8 protein-coding genes are annotated in these 6,482 nt (G+C 43.8%); 7 read left to right on the top strand and 1 reads right to left on the bottom strand.

Annotation, left to right across the window (positions count from 1 at the left end):
* Nucleotides 1-453: 453 nt before the first annotated feature.
* Nucleotides 454-621 (top strand): hypothetical protein, encoded by a 168-nt coding sequence (locus AC1DIV_RS22945; RefSeq protein WP_477577460.1) that lies wholly within the window; start codon nt 454-456, stop codon nt 619-621.
* A 203-nt stretch (nt 622-824) separates the two neighbouring features.
* Here the strand turns inward: AC1DIV_RS22945 and bioB are convergent, their stop codons facing one another.
* The gene (bioB, locus tag AC1DIV_RS22940) at nt 825-1,790 is read right to left on the bottom strand and encodes a biotin synthase BioB (RefSeq protein WP_048686316.1); all 966 of its coding nucleotides are present in this window, start codon (nt 1,788-1,790) and stop codon (nt 825-827) included.
* Between the two features lie 449 nt (nt 1,791-2,239).
* Between bioB and AC1DIV_RS22935 the strand changes: the two genes are divergently transcribed.
* The 6 genes from AC1DIV_RS22935 to AC1DIV_RS22910 all read left to right on the top strand — a co-directional run bounded on the left by AC1DIV_RS22935 (nt 2,240) and on the right by AC1DIV_RS22910 (nt 6,389).
* Nucleotides 2,240-2,824, top strand: a complete 585-nt coding sequence (locus AC1DIV_RS22935) for a biotin transporter BioY (protein ID WP_063595970.1) — start codon at nt 2,240-2,242, stop codon at nt 2,822-2,824.
* Entirely contained in the window at nt 2,803-3,510 is a 708-nt protein-coding gene (bioD, locus tag AC1DIV_RS22930; RefSeq protein ID WP_477577458.1) for a dethiobiotin synthase, read from the top strand. The genes AC1DIV_RS22935 and bioD overlap by 22 nt, the downstream gene beginning before the upstream one ends.
* The gene (gene bioA, locus AC1DIV_RS22925) at nt 3,507-4,889 is read left to right on the top strand and encodes an adenosylmethionine--8-amino-7-oxononanoate transaminase (RefSeq protein WP_477577456.1); all 1,383 of its coding nucleotides are present in this window, start codon (nt 3,507-3,509) and stop codon (nt 4,887-4,889) included. The genes bioD and bioA overlap by 4 nt, the downstream gene beginning before the upstream one ends.
* A 585-nt stretch (nt 4,890-5,474) precedes the next feature.
* Nucleotides 5,475-5,747: a YesK family protein gene (locus AC1DIV_RS22920; protein WP_477577454.1), complete on the top strand. Its 273-nt coding sequence runs from the start codon at nt 5,475-5,477 to the stop codon at nt 5,745-5,747.
* Nucleotides 5,748-5,785: 38 nt separating this feature from the next.
* A complete protein-coding gene (arfA, locus tag AC1DIV_RS22915) occupies nt 5,786-6,031 on the top strand; it encodes an alternative ribosome rescue factor ArfA (RefSeq protein ID WP_340877832.1) in 246 nt (81 codons plus the stop codon).
* 37 nt (nt 6,032-6,068) lie between these two features.
* On the top strand, nt 6,069-6,389 hold the full coding sequence (locus AC1DIV_RS22910; protein WP_477577453.1) for a hypothetical protein: 321 nt from the start codon (nt 6,069-6,071) through the stop codon (nt 6,387-6,389).
* The last annotated feature ends 93 nt before the right edge of the window (nt 6,390-6,482 follow it).

Here is a 6,482-nt window from a genome sequence, read left to right as displayed (position 1 = left end):
CTCTAAAAAAAGAAGTTCCAGCTGATTGGAACGTAAGGTACGAGACTCCTGCGGGAAAAGCGTGGCCAAGGGAGACCCCGCAGGCGAACGCCGAGGAGGCTCCCTGGACCGCCCGCGGAAAGCGAGTGCCTGGAGTGGAAATCATTACACATACCCACTTCCGGAAATCCGCTCCCCTTCCGCCGACTGCCTGCCGAGCCTTCTCGCCGGTAAACGGCTGTGGGGTCTCGACTAGCCAGTTATTCGGCAGGAGTCTCGCTCATTTCTTCCATCCATTAAGGGGTACTGTAAAAAAGCATGAAGGATAAACTAGTCTTGTTTAAAATTATGGTTCGGGGCGAGAGCATTCGAAACTCCTTTTGCCGGAAAATTGATGGACCGCCAGACTGTATACGAATTGGAGAAGAAGAGCCAGTTTCCTACAATATCTCTAAAAAAAGAAGTTCCAGCTGATTGGAACGTAAGGTACGAGACTCCTGCGGGAAAAGCGTGGCCAAGGGAGACGGAGGCTCCCCGGACCGCCCGCGGAAAGCAGTGCCTGGAGTGGAAATCATTACACATACCCACTTCCGGAAATCCTCTCCCCTTCCACCGACTGTCTGCCAAGCCTCTTCACCGTAAGCGGCTGTGAAGTCTTGGCTAGCCAGTTATTCGGCAGGAGTCTCGCTCATTCAATCCAATAAGGAATACTGTAAAAAAACAACTAGTCTTGTTTAAGATTATGGTTCGAAGCGGGATTATTCCGAACCTCCTTTTATCGACAAACTGAAAAAAAACACCCTAAGGGTGTTTTTTTAGTTTCTCTCAATAATCTTCTTTATCAATTAAAGGGCACATTCTTCAATTTCAAATCCCAGGTCTTCAATGATTCCCCAATCCGCTGTGGGTTCTTGACCAGCTGTCGTTAAATAGTCGCCGACGAAGATGGAATTGGCCGCATAAAGTGCCATGGGCTGCATGGAACGGAGATTGACCTCCCGGCCGCCGGCCAGGCGGATTTCCTTACTTGGATTAACGAATCTCATCATCGAAATCAATTTCAGGCATTTAGTGGGAGTCAGCTCGGAAGTTCCCTCAAGCGGCGTTCCGTCAATTGCATTGAGAAAATTACAAGGAATGGAATCTGCATCAAGGCTGCGTAAGGATAGAGCGATTTCCACCGCTTCCGCCTCAGATTCGCCCATTCCGAAAATGGCTCCAGAGCATGGGGACATTCCGGCTTCTTTCACAGCTTCCACTGTATCTACCCGGTCTTCATATGTATGTGTCGATGTAATTTTACTGTAATTTTCCTGTGATGTATTCAAGTTGTGGTTATAGCGATGAACGCCTGCTTCCGCTAGTTTACCGGCATGTTCCTCATTCAGGAAACCTAAACAGCAGCAGATTTTAAGATCCGTCGTTTCGCGGATTTCTTTTACCGCATCAATGACATGATCGATTTCCCTGTTTGTCGGACGACGGCCAGAAGCAACGATGCAATAAGTACCCGCTTTCCGGCGAATGGATTCTTGCGCTCCCTCGACAATCTTTTCTTTAGTCAGCCAAGCATATTTATCGATTGGGGCTTCCGACACGATCGACTGCGAGCAGTAGCCGCAATCCTCGGGACATAATCCTGATTTCGTATTGATGATCATATTCAATTTTACCTTTTTCCCATAATGATGTTTACGTATGAGATAGGCTGCATTCAGAATTTCCAAAACCTCTTCGTCTGGGGCTTGGACGATGGATAATGCCTCTTCCTCCGTCACTTTATATCCTTTGATAACGTTCTCCGCTAACATCTTCCAATCCCTTACCAATGTTTCCAAACCTATCCCTCTTTTCTTTTATTGTGTGCCGAATCGCCATTCCTTGAAAAGGAACATATCCTGTTCCGGTTCTCCGCACATAAAACGGAAGATATCCAGTAATAGACCTGCTTCCTGCAACCTGCTGCGTCGCATGTGCACCATCAGCCTCAATGGGCAATTAACATTTAGCAGTATCAATGGAGTGATAATATTTGTTAACCTAAAATATATTAAGTTAACATATCGTTAGAATAATAACATACAAACAAAATATTATTCAATGGCCTTTTTTCAATATTTTCCTAGTAGTCCTTTAAATCCTAAGAAAACTGGCATTTTATATGTTAACCAAATAACAAATTAGTTGACATATAAAATAGGAATCAGGCAAACTAATAGTGGGCATTCTGCCAGCACTTTCAAAAAAGGGGGTTAAAAACTTGAAAGCAAGGACGATTTCTTATGTGGCCCTTTTTACCGCGTTAACTGCCATTGGCGCCTTTATTAAGATACCTATCCCTTACATACCATTCACGCTGCAAATTCTGGCAGTCTATTTGGCAGGCGCATTGTTGGGGCCCCGGCTTGGAATGCTCAGTCAGTTATGCTACGTCTTGATCGGACTTATCGGGGTGCCCGTGTTTGCTGAAGGCGGGGGATTCGGCTATATATTCAAACCCACTTTCGGCTATTTGCTCGGATATATACTGGGAGCCTATGTAAATGGATGGCTGATCAACCGGTTTTCCCTCTCCACAATTCGTTCCATATTCTTTGCTAATGCCGCCACTTTGCTGACCGTTTACCTTTTCGGCTGCATCTGGCTGTATGGTTCGATGAAGTGGATTGTGGAAACGCCGCTTTCCATCAGCCAAACGATTCTTTACGGCTTCTTGTTACCTGTACCCGGTGATTTAATGCTATGCATTCTATGTGCTGTCATCATTCAGCAAGTACGCCCGCGCATTGCAAGATATATAAACGTAAAGGAGCTGAATCATCCATGGGCCAAGCCTACTTTATAACCGGAACTGGCACGGATATTGGAAAGACCATCGTCACGAGTGCACTCTATCTGTCTCTTCAAACATTGGGAAAAAGCGTCACGATATTCAAACCATTTCAAACTGGAATCAATGAGGAAAATCATACATACCCAGATATATCTTGGTTTGAGCAGGAACTCGGTGTGAAGGAATCGGGGTTTTACACACTGGAACCCGAAACCTCCCCACATTTGGCGATTAAATTAACCGGCAGTCTCATCGATGAGAAGAAAGTCGTGGAAAGGGTTCATGAACTTGAGGAAATGTATGACATCGTATTAGTCGAGGGCGCTGGAGGATTGGCTGTGCCGCTTATTGAACGAACGAAAGGTTTCTATATGACGGCAGATTTCATAAGGGATTGCGGGATGCCTGTCCTCTTCGTATCCACAAGCGGTTTAGGGGCGATTCATGATGTTGTGACGACCCATTCTTATGCCCAAGTCCATGATATAAACGTGAAAACCATTTTGTATAATCATTACCGGCCAGAAGATCGGATTCATCAAGATAATATCGAAACCATTGAAAAGCTGACTGGGCTGAATGGCCTCGCCTGCATCCCGACACTGGCCGATGTTAGAAAAGACTTGAGGATCTGCATCCTTGATTTGCTTGGTGATCAAGAATATACCCAACAACTGAAAGAGGTGTTCGAAGCATGAACAGTCAGGATTTAGAACAATGGGATAAGGAATATGTATGGCATCCGTTCACACAAATGAAAACGTATCGGGAAAGTAAACCACTGATCATCGAACGCGGCGAAGGTAGCTACCTGATTGATGTGGATGGCAAACGCTACCTAGATGGCTATGCTTCATTATGGGTGAACGTGCACGGGCATAACGAGCCGGAATTAAACGGCGCCCTTATTGAACAAGTGAATAAAGTCGCGCACTCCACGCTGCTGGGATCTGCGAATGTACCATCGATCTTACTGGCGAAAAAACTGGCAGAGATCACTCCTGGTCCTTTATCGAAAGTCTTTTACTCCGACACGGGATCTGCCGCTGTGGAAATCGCCCTTAAAGTCGCTTATCAATATTGGCAGAATATCGACCCCGTCAAGCATCAGAATAAAAACAAATTCGTCTCCCTTGACGAAGCATACCACGGCGATACTGTCGGAGCTGTGAGTGTGGGCGGTATGGATCTATTCCATAGAATCTTTAAGCCCCTCTTATTTCAACGGATTTCCGCCCCTTCACCATATGCCTATCACATGACTGAGTATGGAGATCCAGAAGCCGTGAAAAACCATTGCTTGAAGGAACTGGAGAAATTACTGCAAGAACAATCAGACGAAATTGCAGGATTGATCATCGAGCCGCTTGTGCAGGGAGCAGCAGGTATCATTACCCATCCCCTTGGCTTTTTGAAAGAGGTCGGGCAATTATGCAAAAAGTACAATATCCTCTTAATTTGTGATGAGGTGGCTGTAGGGTTCGGTCGCACCGGTACGATGTTTGCCTGCGAACAGGAAGACGTCGTACCCGATATCATGTGTATGGGTAAAGGGATCACTGGGGGATATATGCCACTCGCCGCCACCATCATGAACGAGCAGATCTTTCAATCCTTCTTGGGAGAACGGGAAGAACATAAAACCTTCTATCATGGTCACACCTATACAGGAAATCAGCTTGCCTGTGCCCTGGCCCTGAAGAATATCGAACTAATGGAAAGCCGCAATCTCATTAAAGACATCCAGAAAAAATCAAAATACCTATCACAAAGACTGCAATCGCTATACGAACTTCCGATAGTCGGCGATATCCGCCAGCGCGGCTTCATGATTGGAGTGGAAATCGTTAAAGACCGCCAAACAAAAGAAACGTTCACCCTCCAAGAGAATGTCGTTTCCGGAATCATCCATACAGCACGGGAAAATGGCCTGATCATCCGGGAACTCGGTCCAGTCATCACGATGATGCCAATCCTTTCCATGTCAGAAAAGGAACTCGATTTCATGGTCGAAACCGTCTACCGTGCCATTCAGGAAGTCTCCATTCATAAAGGATTGATCCCAGCAGCAAACTGATACACAAAGAACCGGAAGAGCAGCGCTCATCCGGTCCTTTCCTTTCTTAGCTTCATTAACATATGAATTATACCGAAGATATCACACATCTTTGGCTATTCATGAAGAGGCAGATGTTGAATCCTAGAAAGAAATTAAGTGAAATAAAGGACAGAGGTGGACCCCCATTTTGCCCCAGCTTTTCTAATCGCTTGTACGATTTGGATGTTGATTTCCGCTTCAGGCACTTGCTTTCCGCGGGAGTCTCGCACCTTTCACTCCAATCAACTTTGTTTTGTAATTTTAGGTAAACCCCTTTTGTTCTACAGTTTTATTAGGGCTTGTACAATGAACGTTGATTTCCACTCCATGCACTCGCTTTCCGCGGGCGGTCGGGAAGCCTCCTCGGCGGTATGCGCCTGCGGGGTTTCCCTTAGGCGCGCTTTTCCCGCAGGGGTCTCGTACACCTGTTCCAATCAACTTGGTTTTAGAATTTAGATAGAACCCCTATCCAACAATATTAAGAATTTAGTTTACCTCACCTTTACGTTCGACTTTTTACTTATTATGGTATTATTTACATAATGAATTAGAGGAGGTTACAAAATGATGTTGGTAGTTCCCCTCCTGGTTGCTTGCGTCCCTGGAATGCTAGTAATATTTTTAGCGTGGTGGTTTAGGAAATTACATTTATCTTTATTTGTTAGGCTTTTACCAGGCATATTAACCGTTATAGCTTCATTTATTTTGTTTTATATGGGTTTTGTGAACATTAGAGGGTTTGAAGGAGCTGGATATGGAATACTGGCTTTCTTTTTACTTCCCTTTGCAATTGCGGCTTCAATTATTGCAAGCAAGAACAAAGGTGTACAAAGCTAAAATTCAGTTCAAATACTATGAAAGCAGGAATATATTCAATGACTAAAACGAATAAAACCAATAAGAAAACCATTGGTGAAATGGCAAATAGCCGAATGCGTTGGGCGTTTGACCCCTCCACCCGTATTATCAAAAACAAAAAAGGAAAAGGTTCTTACAACCGGAAAAAAGAGCAATCCTATAAAGGATGCTCTTTTTTTCATATTAGCTTAGTTCTTTATGGTAACCGTATCATTTCTGAAATTCCACTTCTCTCTTTTGGAATCTATCAAGTTGAAAATTAGTTTATTATGGAATCACTAGATATATAGTGAGGAGGTAATGATAAAAAGGTATAAGATGTTCGTAAACCCTGCATTAATTATTCTTTTGGGTATTTCTTTATTTTTCAGTATGATTGTACCAAATGTTCAAGCAGCTGCTCAAATGTCTTCATTTTCTAACAAAGTTAATGGATTAGCTCTTGCTGTTGGTTGGTTTAATAAATATATAGGTACAGGTATGGGTGTTTTCGCAATAGGACTAGGTATTTCAACTTCTAAATGGAATAATGCCGCTGCAGCTGAAAAAAAAGCTAAGCAAGACCATTGCGTTAAGCGGAATTGGAATGGATACTCTGCTCGTTCCATAGCAAGATATTAGGAGGGTTCAAATGAAAAATAAATTGTACTTAGGTATTCTATTTTCGATATATTTCATTTTAGGATATTGTATTTTTTTTATCTTCGATATCGA

The organism is Peribacillus sp. 05N428 (assembly GCF_056397085.1).
This window is presented reverse-complemented; position numbering and strand designations above follow the sequence as displayed.